Raw genomic sequence first — 16,260 nt, 5'->3', positions numbered from 1 at the left:
GTTACTTCCCCGTCGCCGCGACATTGGCGGCGTTGACGTTCCACCCCCGCACCGCGAGGTGCGCCGCCGCCGTCACGCTCGCCGGATAGCGCACGTTCAACACGCGGTGCTGGCCCGGCAGCAGCGAGACGTAATTGTCGCTGTAGAAGGCCGGCAGGATGCGCTTGCCCTCGGCATCGACCAGGGTGAGCTTGGCGTTCAGTACCGGCACCGTGCTCTTGTTCGAAACGGTGACCGCAATCACCTTGTCCTCGCCGTCGACCTTGGGCGTGCTTGCCTGCACCTCCAGCGGCACCGAGGCGAGGCTCTCCAGCGCGCGGTAGGCGGTGTCGTCGCGGCCGCGCCAGTAGAAGTTGCGCGAGAGCGGAGTGCCCTTTGCGTCGGTCAGCGTCAGCTCGACGAGCAGCATCGGGCTTGCGGCATAGAGCCGGTCCAGCGGCACGTCGTCGAGCGTGGTGACGCGGTTGGCGCGCGCGTCGACCTTGTCGGTGCGCGCGAACAGCTGGACATTGTCGAGGCTGACGACGCGGGTCTTGGCAGTGAGCCCCCGCAAATCGTCGCGGGTGGTGTTGAGCACCACCAGCTGGTTGTCCGGCAGGTTGAGCTGGATGTGCACCGGCTCGGCTGCGGTCTTGGCGCCGTAATAGGAAGCCTGGGTGTCATAGTCCCAGCTGTAGATCTGCCAGCTGTTCGATGGCCAGGCCGGGTGGGTCATCCAGAGCAGGCGGCCGCTGTTCTTGGTCCAGAGGTGCCCCAGGAACCCCTCATACATCGCCTTGTGCGTTTCGAGGTTCATCATCTGCGCCTTGCGCTCGAAATCCTCGAAGCTCAGCGGCTGGCCGAACATGGTGTTGAGCGCAGCCATGAACGTCTTGCTGTCGCCGTTCCCGCCGAAATGCCAGTCGTGATAGGCGAGCGTGTCCGACAGCGGCCAGCGATCCTTGGCGGGCACCGTCGCTCCCACGGACTCGAGCGTCGAGAGCGACGGCGTGCCCGTCTCGACCGAGAAGCCGGTGGCGAGATCGGTGAAATAGCCCTCTGGCTTGCGGTAGTTATAGGGGCCCGAACCCTGCAGGTTCACCTCGTTCGAGCTGCCGGTGTACCAGCGCGTGCCATCGAGTTCGCGGATCAGCTTGTCCAGGCCCTCGTTGAGCGTGGGGTACGGCACGCCCTCGTTGCGGCCGAACCAGACGACGATGGAGGGATGGTTGCGATAGCGCGCCACCACGTCGCGGGCATTGTCGAGGAACAGCGTCGCGTCGTCCGGCTCGACCTGGAAATTCTGGGTCGACTGCCAGAAATCGTTGAGCACCATCATGCCGTTCTCGTCGGCGAGCTGGAAGAACTCCTCTTCGTCGTTGTTGCCCATCCAGTTGCGGATGATGTTCATGTGCGCCTCGCGCTGGAGGCGGAAATAGGGGGCGAGCCGCTCGCGGCTGACCTGCTTCATCGCATCGTCCATGCCCCAGTTGCCGCCGCGCGCGGCGATCTTCACGCCGTTGACGCGCAGCACGAGATGCGGCTCGGGCAGCGTCTCGTCGGGGATCGCGGTGACCGCCTTGGAGGTCTCGCCGGCAAGGGTGAGGGACTCGGCCCAGCCGGTGGGGCTGCGCTTGAGTGCTTCGTGGCGCACGTCGATCAGCTGCTGGCCGGCCAGGCCGCCATCGGTGGTCTGCACGTTGACGCGACGCAGCTGGCCGAGATGATCGAACAGCGACAGGTCGTAGCTCACCTCGCGGATGCCGAAGCGGAGTGCGCGCGTGTCGCTCGGCTGGCCGCCGGCCGCAAGGTCGATCTTGAGGTCGTGCAGCGCCGGGTCGCCATAGCCGTTCGGCCACCACAGCCTGGGGTTGCGCACGGTCAGCTGGCGGAACTCGGCGGGCGTGAACCGGACCTCGCCCTTTCCGGGCTGGGCGGTGACGGTCTTTTCCACGATCACATCGTCGAACGCGGCGCGGATCGTCACCGGCTGGGCGGTCGCGGCGCGGTTCTCGAACGGCACGGTGATGTAGACGTCGGCGCTGTCGGTGCGCGGCAGCGGCAGGTCGGTCACGACATGCGGGTCGCCGATCTTGACGTCGCCGGTCGCGACCAGCTCGACCGGGCGCCAGATGCCGGTGTTGCGATCACGGATGCCGGGGATCCAGTCCCAGCCCTCGGTCGCGACGAAAGTGGGGCCGTCGATCGCGAGCTGGCCGCCATTCTCGCCGACGCCGGCCTTGATCGACTGTTCGTGCGGGATGCCGGGATGCGGCGGCGGCGATACGCGCACCGCGACGACGTTCTCGCCGGCGGCGGGCGTGATCTCGAACTGGCCGCGGATGAAGGCGCCGCGCGTCTCCCCCTGGCGCTGGCCGTTGACCCACACTTCGGAGGCATAGTTGATGCCGCCGAACACCAGGGTCAGCCGCTTGCCGGCCGCTTCGGCTGGGACGGTGAAGCTGGTGCGATACCAATAGTCCTGCCGCGCGAGGCTTTCGGGAATCTTGAGGTTGTTCAGCCCGTAATAGGGATCGGGATAGATGCCGCGATCCACCAGCGTGGTCAGCACCGTGCCGGGCACGACGGCGGCATGCCAGGTGCCTTCGGGCTGGCCGGGCCTGGACAATGTGCTGCCGTCGGCGGGGACGCCGGGGGCGGCGGCGAGCTGCCAGCCGTTGATCTGCCAGCGCGAGGGGCCGGTGGGGGCGAGGCTCGGCAGCACCGGCACCGGCTTCGCGACCGGGGGCGAATAGGCGGTGTCGCTCTGCGGCAGCGTCCAGGGGTCCTGCTGGCGCGTCATGCCGATATTGGCAGTCTTTTGCAGGTTCCAGCCGACACCGACCTGCCACATCTGGACGAGGTCGAAGGCGGGCGGGGCGGCGGCCTCGCCCTGCACTTCGGTCACACCCAGCGCGACGCCGCGCAGCTGCGCCTGGACCAGCGATCCGCCGAAATGCGGCTGGCCCGGCGTGACCGGCGCGAGGGCGAGGCGGGAGGCGACCGCCGAGCCGTTGAGCGCGCCTTCCCCGACCTGCTTGCCGTCGAGATAGAGCCGCACCCGGCCCCCCTCGATCACCGCGGCGACATGCGCCCAGCGACCGGCCGCGAGCTTGGGCGTGCTGTTCACCGCCGTGCCGCTGCCGAAGAAGTGCAGCGTGCCGTTGCGCAGGCCGAGGCAGCGGCAATCGCCCGTCGGATCGCCGAACGCGATCAGGGTTACGACGCCCTGCTGGACGAGATCGGGCTTCACCCAGGCGGACAAGGTCACCGGCGCGCCGGACCGGAGCAGCGCGTCCGCCCCGCTCAGCGGCCGGTCGATGCCGATGCCCCCGGCAAGGAAGCTGGCATTGTACGGCCCGGCATTGTCTGGTTCGGCCGCCTGGACGGCGGTCATCGCCAGCATTGCGGCACCGGCGAGCATCGCGCGGGTGAAACTGCGCATCGATCTTCTTCCCCCAAGAGGCTGCCGTGCCCGCCAACGCGGCGGCGCGGGTGTCGCATTCCGTGGAACGGTCACGGCTAGGTTTTTATTCACCAAGTTTCGCAATTCAACCGGCGAGAACGGTTCCACGCTTGCACCCTGGCCGCAAATCGACTGTTATCGCAATCAACATGAGTAGCGGTCGCCCTCCAATCCGCCTTTCCGGGACCAATCTGGAACGCGCTGCGGATCACAATCAGCGCGTTACGCTGCATGCCATCCGCGCCAACGGATCGCTGACCCGGGTCGATCTGGCGCGGATCACCGGGCTGACCGCGGCGGCGATCGCGAACATCACCAAGCGGCTGCTTGCCGACGGCCTGATCCGCGAGGCGGGGCGGCGGTTCGGCGGACGAGGCCAGCCGCCGACCAATCTGATCATCAATCCGCAGGCCTGCTATTCGCTGGGGCTGAATATCGATCGCGACCATGTGACGCTGGTGCTGGTCGACTTCCTCGGCGAAACCGTCGCGCGGGTATCGCGCGAGATCGACTTCGCGCTGCCGGAGCAGGTGGCCGAATTCTATCATGCCGAAGTGGAGATGCTGATCGCCTCGGCCCAGGTCGATGCGAGCCGCATCGTGGGGCTGGGCGTTGCGACGCCGGACGACCTGGGGCTGATCGAGCTGCCCGGCAAGCCCGATGCGTATCGTCGCTGGGAGCAGACCGATCTTGCCGAGCTGCTGGCCTGGCCGCTGGACGTGCCGGTGTTCGTCGAGAACGACGCCGCCGCCGCCGCGATGGGCGAGCTGCAGCTGGGGCTCGGCCTCCAGCATTCGAGCTTCTTCTACATCCTGATTTCCTCGGCGCTGGGCGGTGGTCTGGTGATCGACAGCAATTACTTCCGCGGCGCCACCGGGCGCAGCGGCGAACTGGGATTCCTCACCTACCGCGACTCCGACGGCGTGGTGCGGCAGATCCAGTCGCATGTGTCCCTGTCCGGCCTTGCCGCGCCGCTGGAGGCGGCGGGCTATAGCGTGCAGGACATGCTGACGTGCGACGGCGACGACCCGAAGCTCGAAGCGGTGGTCGACGCCTGGATCGAGGAAGCGGCACGGTTGCTGGTCGCGCCGCTGCTGGCGGTGAACTGCCTGATCAATCCCGAGACGGTGCTGATCGGCGGCCGGTTGCCGCGCCGCCATGTCGATCGTCTGGCGGAACGGGCCAATGCGCTGGTCGCCGAGCAGGGCGACAATGCCCCCGCGCTGGCACCAATCGCCCGCGCGCAGCTTTCCGCCGACGCCCCCGCGGTCGGCGCGGCCATCCTGCCGTTCAGCTATTTCCTGCTGCCCAAGAGCAGCGCGCTGTGGAAAGACACCGCTGACGGCGCGGCCGCCACGGCTTGACCCATCATTAAATCAACTGAATAACTTTAATCTTGTGCCCGACGCTCGCGCGCGGCAGAGGAAGGCGATGATGTTGGTGAAACGGCCGGGCCGCTGCCGGTCGAGGGGGAGAGAGATGGCGTTGGCGATCGATCGCATGGGCAAGCAGGCCGGTCGGGGCATGTTCCGCTGATGTCGACCGCGGCCCTCCCCGTCGCCGGTATTGAACTGGGCGGCACCAAGTGCATCCTCACCCTCGCCCGCGGCCCGGGCGACATCCTCGCGCAGGACATCGTGCCCACCGAGGCACCCGAAAAGACGCTCGCGGCGCTGGAAGCGGTGCTGGCGGGCTGGTGGGCGACGCACGGCTTCGCAGCGCTCGGCATCGCGAGCTTCGGTCCGGTGTGCCTCGACCCCGCGAATGATCGTTTCGGCCATATCCTGACCACCTCCAAGCCTGGCTGGAGCGGTACGGATGTCGCCCGCCGCCTGGCCGCGCCCTTCCCGGTGCCGATGGCGTTCGACACCGACGTCAACGGCGCAGCGCTGGCGGAGATGCGCTGGGGCGCGGGGCAGGGCCTCAGCGACTTCGCCTATGTGACCGTGGGCACCGGTGTCGGCGTCGGGCTGGTGATCAACGGCAAGCCGACCCGCGGCATCGGCCATTGCGAGATGGGCCATATCCGCGTGCCGCGCCTGCCCACCGACACCGCGCCGAGCGGCTGCCCCTTCCATGACGACTGCATCGAGGGCCTCGCCTCGGGCACCGGCATCCGTGCGGCGCTGGGCGACCAGCCGGTCGACAGCGTGGGCGAGGATCATGCGGTATGGGACCGCGTTGCCTCGGCGATCGCGCTCCTCTGCCACACCATGGTCGCCACCGCCGGGCCCCAGCGGATCGCGATCGGCGGCGGGGTGATGCAGCGCCAGCCGCATCTGCTCGGCCGGATCGACCCGCTGCTGCGCGACAGCATCGCCGGCTATCTGGCGGTGCCGCCCGCGCCGTATATCGTCTCCCCCGCACTGGGTGACCAGGCGGGACCGATGGGGCCGATCGCGATGGCGTTGCGCGCACAGGGAAACTAGCGCGCAAAGTTCGGCCGGCGCATGGACTTGGGCGCCGGTCCTGCGGTATCGCCTCTCCCCAACAACCCAGGGGAGAGAGATCCATGCCCGCAGGCCTGAAGCTGCTATTGGCCACCACCATTCTCGCCGCCGCGCCGGCATGCGCGCAGCAGGCGCCGACAGCGTTGTCCGGAACCGCGCATCCCGACAAGTGGCCGGCGGCCCGGAGCCAGGGCCTGATCGATCCGGCCACCGAGACGTTCGTCACCGACCTGATGGCGAAGATGACGCTGGAGGAAAAGGTCGGCCAGATGATCCAGGCCGATATCGGCAGCATCAAGCCGGACGATCTGGCGGTCTATCCGCTCGGCTCGATCCTCGCGGGTGGCAGCTCGCCGCCGCTCGGCGCACCCGATCGCTCGCCCCGCGGGCCCTGGCTCGCGACCGCGCAGGCGTTCCAGAAGGCGGCGCTCGCCCGCAAGGGCAACCATGTCGCGATCCCGATCATGTTCGGCATCGATGCGGTCCACGGCAACAACAATGTCGTCGGTGCGACGCTCTTCCCGCACAATGTCGGCCTGGGCGCGATGCGCGATCCTGCGCTGATGGAGAAGATCGGCCGCGCCACCGCCGAGGAAACCAGCTCGGTCGGCATCGACTGGGCGTTCGGGCCGACGCTCGCGGTGCCGCAGGACGAGCGCTGGGGCCGCGCCTATGAAGGCTATTCGGAGGAGCCCGAGGTCATTCGCAGCTATGCCGGCGCGATGATCCGCGGCCTGCAGGGCGCACCGGGCACCAAGGATCGGCTCCAGAAGGGCTATGTCGCGGCCTCGGCCAAGCATTTCCTCGGCGACGGCGGCACGTTCGGCGGGCAGGACCAGGGCGATACCCGCGTCTCCGAAGACGAACTGATCCGCATCCACAATGCCGGCTATCCGGGCGCGATCGATGCCGGCACGATGACCGTGATGGCGTCGTTCAGCAGCTGGAACGGCGTGAAGATGCACGGCAACAAGGCGCTGCTCACCGACGTACTGAAGGGGAGGATGGGCTTTGACGGCTTCGTCGTCGGTGACTGGAACGGTCATGCCCAGGTGCCGGGCTGCACCCCCACCGATTGCGCCGCGACCTTCAACGCCGGGCTGGACATGGCAATGGCGCCGGACAGCTGGAAAGGCCTGTACGAATCGACCATCGCGCATGTGAAGGACGGCACGATCCCGATGGCGCGCGTCGACGATGCGGTGCGCCGCATCCTGCGCGTGAAGGTGCAGATGGGCCTGTTCAACACCGCGCGGCCCTATGAGAGCAAGGCCGAGCTGGTCGGAGCGGCCGCGCATCGCGCGATTGCCCGCGAGGCGGTGGCCAAGTCGCTGGTGCTGCTCAAGAACAGCGGCGTGCTGCCGGTCAAGGCGAGCGCCAACGTGCTGGTCGCCGGGCCGGGTGCCGATTCGATGGCGCAGCAGACCGGCGGCTGGACGCTCAGCTGGCAGGGCGACGGCAACCCGAACACCATGTTCCCCAACGGCGAGACGATCTTCGCGGGCATTCAGGCGGCGGTGAAGGCCGGCGGCGGCAGCGCGACGCTCTCCGCCGACGGCAGCTTCACCAAGAAGCCCGACGTGGCGATCGTCGTGTTCGGCGAGGAGCCCTATGCCGAGATGCGCGGCGACGTGCGCACGCTGGAATTCCAGCCGGGCGACAAGCAGGCGCTGGCGTTGCTCAAGAAGTTCAAGGCGGCGGGCGTGCCGGTCGTCTCGGTGTTCCTGTCGGGCCGCCCGCTCTGGGTGAATCCGGAGCTCAACGCCTCGGACGCGTTCGTCGCCGCCTGGCTGCCGGGCAGCGAAGGCGCGGGCGTGGCCGACGTGCTGATCGGCGACCAGGCCGGCAAGCCGCGCCGCGACTTCACCGGCACGCTGTCCTTCAGCTGGCCCAAGACCGCCGGCCAGTTCACGCTCAACCGTGGGGAGCCGGGCTATGACCCGCTCTTCGCCTTCGGCTACGGGCTCAGCTACGCCAAGCCGGGCACGGTGGGTGCGCTCAGCGAAGTCTCGGGCGTCGATGCGTCGCTGGCCAACACCAGCACCTTCTTCGCCAAGGGCGTCACCCCGGCGCCCTTCTCCTTCGCGACCGACAGCAAGATCACCCGCAAGACCGTCGACGGCCCGGCCACCCAGGAAGGCGCGCAGCAGCTCACCTGGCCTGCCGGTCCGGCGACACTGCGCATCGGCGGCAGCGACCTGGATCTCAGCCGCGAGACCAATGGCGATCTTTCGCTGCGGCTGGTCTACCGCGTCGATGCCGGCCCGACCGGTCCGGTGCGGCTGTCGATGGAAGGCGGCAAGAACACGGGAACGATCGATGCGACCAGCCTGTTCACCGGCAAGCGCGGCTGGCAGACGGTCAACCTGCTGCTGAAATGCTATCAGAAGAACGGAGTCGACGTGACCAAGGTAAACGCGCCGATCGTGTTGCAGGCGAACGGGCCCTTCACGCTCTCGCTGGCCGAGGCGAAGATCGTCTCCGATCCCAACAACTCGGTCTGCCCGGGCCAATGAGCGGGATCGAGGTCGTCGACATCGCGCGGGGGGCATTCCGCGCGCAGTTCCTCACCCTGGGCGCGACGCTCCACCGGCTGGAGGTGCCCGACCGGCACGGCCGGGCGGACAATGTCGTGCTCGGCTATGCCGACCTCGAGGACTATCGCCGCCAGCCGCCGCGTTATTATGGCGCGGTGGCGGGGCGCTATGCCAATCGCATCGCGGGCGGGCGTTTCACGCTGGACGGCGAGACCTTCCAGCTGACCACCAACGAGAACGGTAACAGCCTGCACTCGGGTCCCGATGGGTTCGACCGGCAAATCTGGACGGTGGAGGCGCGCAGCGACAGCGCGGTCACCTTCCGGCTCGACACACCGCATGGCTGGAACGGCTTTCCCGGCGATCTGGTCGCGCGGGTGGAATATGCGCTGGAGGAAGACGGGCTGGCGGTGCGCTTCACCGCCACGGCGGACCGGGCGACGATCGTCAACCTTACCCAGCATGCCTATTTCAACCTCGCGGGCGAGGGCAGCGGGGCGACGGTGCTCGACCATCTGCTGCAGATCCCGGCGGGCGCGATCACGCCGGTGAACGAGGCGCTGATCCCGACCGGCGTGCTGGCCCCCGTGGAGGGCGGCGCGTTCGACTTCCGCGCGCCGAAGCCGATCGGTCGCGACGTCGATGCCGCCGACGCGCAACTCGTGCTCGGGCAGGGCTACGACCATAATTTCGTGCTCGACGGTCCTGCGGGCTTCGAGCGCCGCATCGCGACGCTGTTCGATCCGGGCTCCGGTCGCGTGCTGGAAGTCCATTCCACCGAGCCGGGCGTGCAGTTCTATTCGGGCAACCATCTCGCCGATGGCGCCCCGGGGACCGGCGGCGGCGTGTATCCGACGCGCGGTGGGCTGTGCCTGGAGCCGCAGAAATTCCCCGACAGCCCCAACCAGCCGGGCTTCCCCTCGGCGCGGGTGGAGGCGGGGGAGACGTATCGCCACAGCATGGCGTTCCGGTTCCGGACGGCTGGGGACGCGGAAGAGGCGTTCCCTCTCTAAGCCCCTCCTCCTTGGAGGAGGGGTTGGGGGTGGAGGGATTCCAGAACGTCTGTCGGTCTCGGTGAGACACTGCCCCACCCCAACCCCTCCCCTGAAGGGGAGGGGCTTAGGTAGCGCGGTTGCCCCCTCCGCCTGTCCCCGATACAGCCGCCACATGGCAAAAGCGGATCGCCTCGAACGGCTCGACACCCGGCGCATCGAACTCGAGGCGGAATATCGTGCCGCGCTGATCGAGGCGCTGGAGCGCACCGCGGCGGGCAAATGGGGTCTGTTCGACCACCAGAAGGATCGGCACGCCCGCGCCGCCATCCGCCCGACGCTCGATCACCTGGCCGAGCTGGGCGAGGAAATCGACGCCGCGCGCGATCGGCTCGGCCTGCCGCCTTTCGCGCTTCAGCAGGAATTCCTCGCCGCGCGCGGCCCGGTGGGCCCATCGGCGGTCGGTGAGCCCAAGCAGGCACAGGCCTGGCTGGCGCGCCTGGCGCCGGAGGAACCTTCGGCAGGCTGACGCCCGCGCGTTATTCCGCGTCTTCCAGCGCTTCCTCGGCGGCGGCGCGCGCCTCTTCTTCCTTCTGCTTCTTGCCCTGGTCGTAGTGCCACTTGATCGCGAAGAACATGCCCGTGCCGAACACGGCGAGCTTGAACGTGCCCAAAAGAATCGGAACCCAAATCATCGCTACCACCTGACCCGCTGTGCCGGCGTCGACCGCTCTGGCTAGTCGGCGATGCCCTTGCACATATCAACGGCAAACAAAACCCATACGATGTACGGTATGTATCCGTACAATGGCGGATCTAGGGTGCCCCGATGCCGGCCGCAAGTACCAGGCGTCAGTCCGCGTCGCCGCCGTCGCCGCTGCGCTGCGAATAGGTGATTCGAATGCGCACCCAGCTGCCAACCAGAAGCCGGCTGTTCACGCGTGGCGCCTTTACGCGGAACTGGAAGGCGGCCTGGCGTACCGCACCGGCATAGCCCGAGCCGCGCGGGAACTCGCCGAGCTCCTGGCAATCGGTCACCTGATAGCGTTCGATGGTGCGGCACGCGACTTCGCCCCAGCCTTCGCGACCCAGCGCGCGCTGCGGCAGATAGGGGGAGAGCTGCGCGTCGGTCGGCCGGCGATACCAGTCGGCGGCATAGAGCGTCTCGCCATGCGGACCGGTGCCGGCGCGGGGGGTATCGTCGGCGCCGCTGCCGCCGCCGGCGTCGGCGGTCTGGGTGTTGCCCTGGTCACCGGACTGCGCGGCCGGCGCCTTGGCGATATCGGTCGCCGCATAATCGCGACGGCTCATCACGATGAAGCTCGGCGGGCCGCTGGATACGGGCGGCACGACCGGGGGCGGGGGCAGCGCCGCGGTCGGTGGCGTGGGCTGCGGGGCCGCCGCCTTCTCACCGGCGCGCTTGCGGGCCTTTTCCGGTGCTTTCGCTGCGTCCTTCTCGGCCGGCGCCTTGTCGCCTTCGGATGCCTCGATCCCGAACACGACGGTCTTGGGCTTTTCCTTCGGTTCGACGTGCGGCGCCATCCACAGCAGCAGCAGCGCGATCAGCAGCTCGATCGCCAGCGCCAGCAGAATGGCGACGGTGCGCCCCCGCAGCGAGACGCGCAGCCGGCGCACGGGTAAGGCGGAGGAGGTGGACGACATGGTGCGCGGAACACTCAGGACAAGGCAAAGCCGGGGATTCGAGCTCCGTGCCGGCGGTCGCTATACGCCGGAGGGGACGCGGCGGGATTGGGGCGAAATGGTGTCGGCATTCCGCATTCCCGCCGCGATGTGTAACGACATCCGTAACAATCAGTCGCGCAGCAACTCGTTGATGCCGGTCTTGCTGCGGGTCTGGGCGTCGACCGTCTTGACGATCACGGCGCAATAGAGGCCGGGCTTGCCATTCTCGGCGGGCAGCGTGCCGGGCACCACCACGGCGTATGGCGGGACCTCGCCGCGATAGACCTGGCCGGTCGCGCGATCGACGATCTTGGTCGAGGCGCCGAGATAGACGCCCATCGACAGCACCGCGCCCTCGCCGACGCGCACGCCTTCGGCTACCTCCGAGCGCGCACCGATGAACGCGCCGTCGCCGATGATGACGGGATCGGCCTGCAACGGCTCCAGCACGCCGCCGATGCCGACGCCGCCCGAGAGGTGGACGTTCCTGCCGATCTGCGCGCAGCTGCCGACGGTGGTCCAGGTATCGACCATCGTACCTTCGCCGACATAGGCGCCGATATTGACGAAGCTCGGCATCAGCACCGCACCCTTGGCGATGTGCGCGCCGTGGCGGACGATGCTGCCCGGCACCGCGCGGAAGCCGGCGTCGCGGAACGCGGCCTCGCCCCAGCCGGTGAACTTGGAGGGCACCTTGTCGAACCAGGCGGTGCCTTCGGGGCCGGGGACGACGACATTGTCGTTGAGGCGGAAGCTGAGCAGCACCGCCTTTTTCAGCCACTGGTTCACCTGCCAGCCGCCGTCCACCGGCGCGGCGACGCGGGCTTCGCCGCGATCGAGCAGGTTCAGCGCTTCGGCGACGGCCTCGCGTACTGCGCCTTCGGTGGCGAAGCTCAGATTGGCGCGGTCTTCCCAGGCGGCGTCGATCGTCGCGGCGAGATCGGTCATGTCAGCTCTCCAAGATGCTGTGGAGCCAGGCTCCGAGATCGGTGATGGTATAGTCGATAAAGCTGCGATCGGCGTCCGGCGCCTGTTCCGAGCCGTTGTCGATCCAGACGGTGGTCATGCCGATCGCCTTGGCCGGACCCAGATTGCGCGCCATGTCCTCTACGAACAGCGATTCGCGTGGATTCAGGCCATAGGCGTCGCACAGGCCGCGATACGCCGCGGGTTCCGGCTTGGGGCGATAGCTGGTGGCGTGGATGTCGTGGATCGCCTCGAACGTGTCGCCCATCCCCAGCTTGTCGAGCACCTTGCGGGCATAGGGCGCATCGCCGTTGGTGAAGATCAGCTTGCGGCCGGGGAGCCGCGCCAGCGCCTCGACCAGCGCTTCGTTCGTCTCCAGCACGCTCATGTCGACGTCGTGGACATAATCCAGATAGTCGTGCGGATCGGTGCCGTGTTCCTGGATCAGGCCGTACAACGTGGCGCCGTGCGCGTGGAAATAGGCCTTCTGCACCTTGTGCGCCTCTTCCGGCGAGCAGTGGAGCAGGCGCTGGACATATTCCCCGATACGCGCGTCGATCATGGCGAACAGATTGGCGCTCGCCGGATAGAGCGTGTTGTCGAGATCGAAGATCCAGTTGCGGATATGCGAGAGCGAAGCGTCCATCGCCGCGGCCTGTAGGAGGTGGTCCCTCCCGCCGCAAGCGCGGACCGGGTGGGGCTTTCCCCAACCTCTAGTAAACAGAACCGAAACCAATCCCGACGTAACGGAAACATCTCTGTAGCGAGGTGGGTATGCGGGTGGCGTTGCGCGTTGGTTGGATGCACTCGGCGGCGATGGGCGGCCTGGTGGCACTTGGGGCGTGCAGCGGCGGCGGGGGCGGCGGCGTGTCGAGCACGCCTGCACCGGCGCCCGCCCCTGCGCCTGCGCCGGTACCATCGCCGTCGCCGTCGCCGTCGCCAAGCCCCGCGCCCGCACCCTCCCCCTCGCCGAGCCCGTCTCCGACCCCCACTCCGGCTCCCACCCCGACTCCGACGCCAGCGCCCACCGCTTCGCCGGCACCGAGCCCCAGCCCGAGCCCAAGCCCGACCGTCACGACCAACTATGACACGACGGAGTATCGAAACACGGTCGGCGCGGTGTCGATGAACGCGCTCCTCGCCTATAAGGCGGGCTCGACGGGCAGCGGCATCAAGGTCGGCGTCATCGATTCGGGAATCGACCTGCAGAGCGCCGAGTTCGGCGATTGCAGCGGCGGCCCGGGCACCGGCACCTGCCGGATCCTCGCCGCGTCGAGCGACCCCGGCGGTAACGGCTCGATCGACGATGTGGGCGGGCACGGCACCGCGGTGGCCTTCACCATCGCCGGTCGGCGCAACGATGTCGGCACCCACGGCGTCGCGTTCGACGCGCAACTGGTAGTCGAACGCGCCGATCAGCCGGGCAGCTGCAACGGCACCGATACCAGCAGCTGCAAATTCTCGGACAGCACGATCGCCCAGGGGCTCGACCGTGCCCGACAGGCCGGCGCCCGGGTGGTGAACATCTCGCTCGGTGGCGATTCGGCGTCGAGCACGCTTGCGGCGGCGGTCGACCGCGCCACGGCGGCGGGCGTGATCATCGTGATCTCGGCCGGCAATGACGGTGCGGCCAATCCGGACGCCTTCACCAGTCCGGCCATGAACGCGGCGATCGCCCGCGGACTGGTCATCATCGCGGGATCGGTCGATTCGAGCGACAAGATTTCCAAATTCTCCAACCAGGCCGGGACTTCGGCCGCGGTCTATCTTGCCGCCGTCGGTGAGGGGGTGCGCGCGCCGGGGGCGAACAACACCGCCTATGTCTGGTCCGGCACCTCTTTCTCCGCGCCGCAGATCGCGGGGGCGATCGCGCTGCTCGCCCAGGCGTTTCCGAACCTGACCAGCAAGCAGATCGTCGATCTTCTCTACGCCACCGCGCGCGACGTGGGCGATCCCGGTGTCGACCCCATTTATGGCCGCGGTGTGCTGGACCTTACCCGCGCCTTCCAGCCGGTGGGGACGCTCTCGGTCGCCGGCACCAAGGCGGTGCTGTCGCCGACGCTCAACGGCACGCTGAGCGCGCCGATGGGCGATGCCAGCCAGGGCGCACTGGGAATGGCGGTACTCGATTCCTTCGGCCGCGCCTTCGGCACCACGATCAACCACGCTTTCCAGCGCCAGGGCCTGTCGCGCAACCTGCCGACCCTGATGGCCACGCGCGAGCGCAGCTTTTCAGTCGGTGGGGATCAGATGCGGGTCGCGGTATCGCTCGTTCCCACGGCCGATTCCGTGCGGATCGAACGGCTGGGCATCACCACCCGCGACGCCGGGGTTGCGCGGATGCTGGCGACGACGGTGAGCGGCCGGCTGGGGTCGAAGGCGCAGTTCGCCTTCGGCGCTTCGCAGAGCGGCAACGTCCTGACCGCGCAGCTGGCCGGGCGCGACGATCCCGCCTTCCTCATCGCGCGCGATCCGTTGAGCGGTGCGGGTTTCGAAACCGATGTCGGCGGATCGGCGGCGGTGCGCCGCAGCTTCGGCGGCTGGGGGCTGACGATGGCGAGCGAAGTGGGCGACGTGCTCAGCCGCCGCGCCGACGGTGTCGCCGGGCTGGAGGCGCGCTGGCTGCGCTTCGGCTATGGCCGCAGCACGCTCGCGATCGACCGGCGCCTGGGCGGCCTCAACGCCAGCCTGGGGGTGACCCGACTGTCGGAGGACAACACCGTGCTGGGCGCGCGGTTCAGCGCCGGCCTCGGCGCGGCGCGCGCGCGCAGCCTGTTCGCCGATCTGGGCGTGCGCTGGACGCTGGGCGACGGCTGGGCGCTCGGCGGATCGCTGCGCAAGGGCTGGACCGACGTGCGCCTGCGCGAAGGCATACGGGGCGGCGGCCTGATCCGCACCAATGCCTGGGCGGCGGACCTCGGCAAGGACGGGCTGTTCGGCCCCGACTCGCTCGGCCTGCGTATCGCCCAGCCGCTGCGCGTCGCGCATGGCGGCATCGGCCTCACCCTGCCGCAGGGCTGGGACTATGAAACCATGAGCGTGACCCGCTGGAGCGACCAGCGGATCAACCTCGCGCCGGTCGGCCGCGAGATCGATTATGAACTCCGCTATCGCTGGCGGTTCGCCGATGGCGATGTGAGCAGCAATTTCTTCCTGCGCCGCCAGCCCGGCAATATCGCCGCGATGCCCAGCGACCTGGGCGGGGCGGTGCGCTGGAGCCGGGGGTTCTGACGGCGCTTTCCCTGGCCGCGCCGCAGCTGTATCGCGGGTCCGCAGCCAGGGGAGACGGCATGATCGAAATCGCAAGCGCGCGGCTTACCGCCGCGATCAACCCGCACGGCGCCGAACTATCGTCGCTGCGCGATCCCGCCGGGCGTGAGCTGATGACGGATGCGGATCCCGCCTTCTGGTCGGGGCGGGCGCCGCTCCTGTTCCCGATCGTCGGGCGGTTGGTGGCCGATCGCTACCGGCTGGACGGCCGCGATTACAGCCTGCCGCAGCACGGCTTCGCCCGCCGCCGGGACTTCGCGCTGGCCGAGCAAGGCGCCGACCGCGTGACCTTTCGCCTGGAGGACGATGCGGAGACGCGCGCGGTCTATCCCTTCGCCTTCACGCTCGATGCCACCTACCGGCTGGACGACGCGACCTTGTGGATCGAGATCGCGGTGACCAACCGCGACACCCACGACATGCCCGCCAGCTTCGGCTTCCACCCCGCCTTTGCCTGGCCCCTGCCCTATGGGCGTCCGCGTGGCGACCACCGCATCCTGTTCGACGAGCCGGAGTTTTCGTCGCTCCGCTACATCGGCGAGGGCGGCATCGCCCCGGATCGCCGGACCAGCCCGGTAGTGGGGCAGACGCTGCCGCTGTCCGACGACTTGTTCACCGCCGATGCATTGATCTGGGACCAGCTCGCCAGCCGCGGCTTGCTGTACGGCGCGGAAGACGGGCCGCAGCTGCGCATCCGCTTCCCCGATACCGGCCTGCTCGGCATCTGGACCAAGCCCGGCGCGCGCTTCGTCTGCGTCGAGCCCTGGTGGGGCATCGCGGATCCGGCGGGCTTCGACGGCGAGATCTGGGACAAGCCCGGGATCCAGCGGCTGGCGCCCGGCGAGACGCGGCGCTTCGGGATGGATGTCACGCTTCTGGATTGAGTCTGCGTTGCGGGGCGGTGCCGGAAGGCGTAT

The 16,260-nt window shown here is 68.6% G+C and carries 12 protein-coding genes; 7 read left to right on the top strand and 5 right to left on the bottom strand.

Annotated elements, in window-relative coordinates; all coding sequences use genetic code 11:
- Position 1: 1 nt before the first annotated feature.
- The gene (locus A7X12_RS06650) at positions 2-3,424 is read right to left on the bottom strand and encodes a glycosyl hydrolase 2 galactose-binding domain-containing protein (RefSeq protein ID WP_232318385.1); all 3,423 of its coding nucleotides are present in this window, start codon (positions 3,422-3,424) and stop codon (positions 2-4) included.
- Positions 3,425-3,594: 170 nt separating this feature from the next.
- Between A7X12_RS06650 and A7X12_RS06645 the strand changes: the two genes are divergently transcribed.
- The 5 genes from A7X12_RS06645 to A7X12_RS06625 all read left to right on the top strand — a co-directional run bounded on the left by A7X12_RS06645 (position 3,595) and on the right by A7X12_RS06625 (position 9,953).
- The gene (locus A7X12_RS06645) at positions 3,595-4,809 is read left to right on the top strand and encodes an ROK family transcriptional regulator (protein WP_064310861.1); all 1,215 of its coding nucleotides are present in this window, start codon (positions 3,595-3,597) and stop codon (positions 4,807-4,809) included.
- A gap of 171 nt (positions 4,810-4,980) precedes the next feature.
- Positions 4,981-5,874: an ROK family protein gene (locus tag A7X12_RS06640; RefSeq protein WP_064310860.1), complete on the top strand. Its 894-nt coding sequence runs from the start codon at positions 4,981-4,983 to the stop codon at positions 5,872-5,874.
- 83 nt (positions 5,875-5,957) lie between these two features.
- A complete protein-coding gene (locus tag A7X12_RS06635) occupies positions 5,958-8,411 on the top strand; it encodes a glycoside hydrolase family 3 protein (protein ID WP_064310859.1) in 2,454 nt (817 codons plus the stop codon).
- Positions 8,408-9,445, top strand: coding sequence for an aldose epimerase family protein (locus A7X12_RS06630; protein WP_064310858.1), 1,038 nt, complete (start codon positions 8,408-8,410; stop codon positions 9,443-9,445). Before A7X12_RS06635 ends, A7X12_RS06630 begins: the two co-directional genes overlap by 4 nt.
- Before the next feature lie 154 nt (positions 9,446-9,599).
- A complete protein-coding gene (locus A7X12_RS06625) occupies positions 9,600-9,953 on the top strand; it encodes a hypothetical protein (protein WP_064310857.1) in 354 nt (117 codons plus the stop codon).
- 10 nt (positions 9,954-9,963) lie between these two features.
- Here A7X12_RS06625 and A7X12_RS25900 read toward each other — a convergent pair whose 3' ends face one another.
- The 4 genes from A7X12_RS25900 to A7X12_RS06610 form a co-directional block, all read right to left on the bottom strand.
- Positions 9,964-10,119, bottom strand: a complete 156-nt coding sequence (locus A7X12_RS25900; protein WP_198161929.1) for a hypothetical protein — start codon at positions 10,117-10,119, stop codon at positions 9,964-9,966.
- Positions 10,120-10,276: 157 nt separating this feature from the next.
- The gene (locus tag A7X12_RS06620; RefSeq protein WP_064310856.1) at positions 10,277-11,086 is read right to left on the bottom strand and encodes a hypothetical protein; all 810 of its coding nucleotides are present in this window, start codon (positions 11,084-11,086) and stop codon (positions 10,277-10,279) included.
- A gap of 150 nt (positions 11,087-11,236) precedes the next feature.
- On the bottom strand, positions 11,237-12,055 hold the full coding sequence (dapD, locus tag A7X12_RS06615; protein WP_064310855.1) for a 2,3,4,5-tetrahydropyridine-2,6-dicarboxylate N-succinyltransferase: 819 nt from the start codon (positions 12,053-12,055) through the stop codon (positions 11,237-11,239).
- A 1-nt stretch (position 12,056) separates the two neighbouring features.
- Positions 12,057-12,719 carry a pyrimidine 5'-nucleotidase gene (locus A7X12_RS06610; RefSeq protein ID WP_064310854.1) on the bottom strand — a complete coding sequence of 221 codons (663 nt, stop codon included), beginning with the start codon at positions 12,717-12,719 and terminating at the stop codon, positions 12,057-12,059.
- Positions 12,720-13,198: 479 nt separating this feature from the next.
- Here A7X12_RS06610 and A7X12_RS06600 point away from each other — a divergent pair, with 479 nt between their 5' ends.
- Together A7X12_RS06600 and A7X12_RS06595 are read left to right on the top strand one after the other, a co-directional pair.
- On the top strand, positions 13,199-15,304 hold the full coding sequence (locus A7X12_RS06600) for a S8 family peptidase (RefSeq protein ID WP_064310852.1): 2,106 nt from the start codon (positions 13,199-13,201) through the stop codon (positions 15,302-15,304).
- A 59-nt stretch (positions 15,305-15,363) separates the two neighbouring features.
- Positions 15,364-16,227 carry an aldose 1-epimerase family protein gene (locus A7X12_RS06595; protein ID WP_064310851.1) on the top strand — a complete coding sequence of 288 codons (864 nt, stop codon included), beginning with the start codon at positions 15,364-15,366 and terminating at the stop codon, positions 16,225-16,227.
- The last annotated feature ends 33 nt before the right edge of the window (positions 16,228-16,260 follow it).

Source organism: Sphingomonas sp. TDK1 (assembly GCF_001650735.1).
Lineage (GTDB): Bacteria > Pseudomonadota > Alphaproteobacteria > Sphingomonadales > Sphingomonadaceae > Sphingomonas.
Note: the sequence above shows the minus strand (reverse complement) of the source record. Positions and strands in the feature narration are given on the sequence as shown.

Coding starts and splice junctions, on each gene's coding strand:
- A7X12_RS06650 (WP_232318385.1), bottom strand. CDS start 3,424: ATGCGCAGTTTCACCCGCGCGATGCTCGCCGGTGCCGCAATGCTGGCG.
- A7X12_RS06645 (WP_064310861.1), top strand. CDS start 3,595: ATGAGTAGCGGTCGCCCTCCAATCCGCCTTTCCGGGACCAATCTGGAA.
- A7X12_RS06640 (WP_064310860.1), top strand. CDS start 4,981: ATGTCGACCGCGGCCCTCCCCGTCGCCGGTATTGAACTGGGCGGCACC.
- A7X12_RS06635 (WP_064310859.1), top strand. CDS start 5,958: ATGCCCGCAGGCCTGAAGCTGCTATTGGCCACCACCATTCTCGCCGCC.
- A7X12_RS06630 (WP_064310858.1), top strand. CDS start 8,408: ATGAGCGGGATCGAGGTCGTCGACATCGCGCGGGGGGCATTCCGCGCG.
- A7X12_RS06625 (WP_064310857.1), top strand. CDS start 9,600: ATGGCAAAAGCGGATCGCCTCGAACGGCTCGACACCCGGCGCATCGAA.
- A7X12_RS25900 (WP_198161929.1), bottom strand. CDS start 10,119: ATGATTTGGGTTCCGATTCTTTTGGGCACGTTCAAGCTCGCCGTGTTC.
- A7X12_RS06620 (WP_064310856.1), bottom strand. CDS start 11,086: ATGTCGTCCACCTCCTCCGCCTTACCCGTGCGCCGGCTGCGCGTCTCG.
- dapD (WP_064310855.1), bottom strand. CDS start 12,055: ATGACCGATCTCGCCGCGACGATCGACGCCGCCTGGGAAGACCGCGCC.
- A7X12_RS06610 (WP_064310854.1), bottom strand. CDS start 12,719: ATGGACGCTTCGCTCTCGCATATCCGCAACTGGATCTTCGATCTCGAC.
- A7X12_RS06600 (WP_064310852.1), top strand. CDS start 13,199: ATGAACGCGCTCCTCGCCTATAAGGCGGGCTCGACGGGCAGCGGCATC.
- A7X12_RS06595 (WP_064310851.1), top strand. CDS start 15,364: ATGATCGAAATCGCAAGCGCGCGGCTTACCGCCGCGATCAACCCGCAC.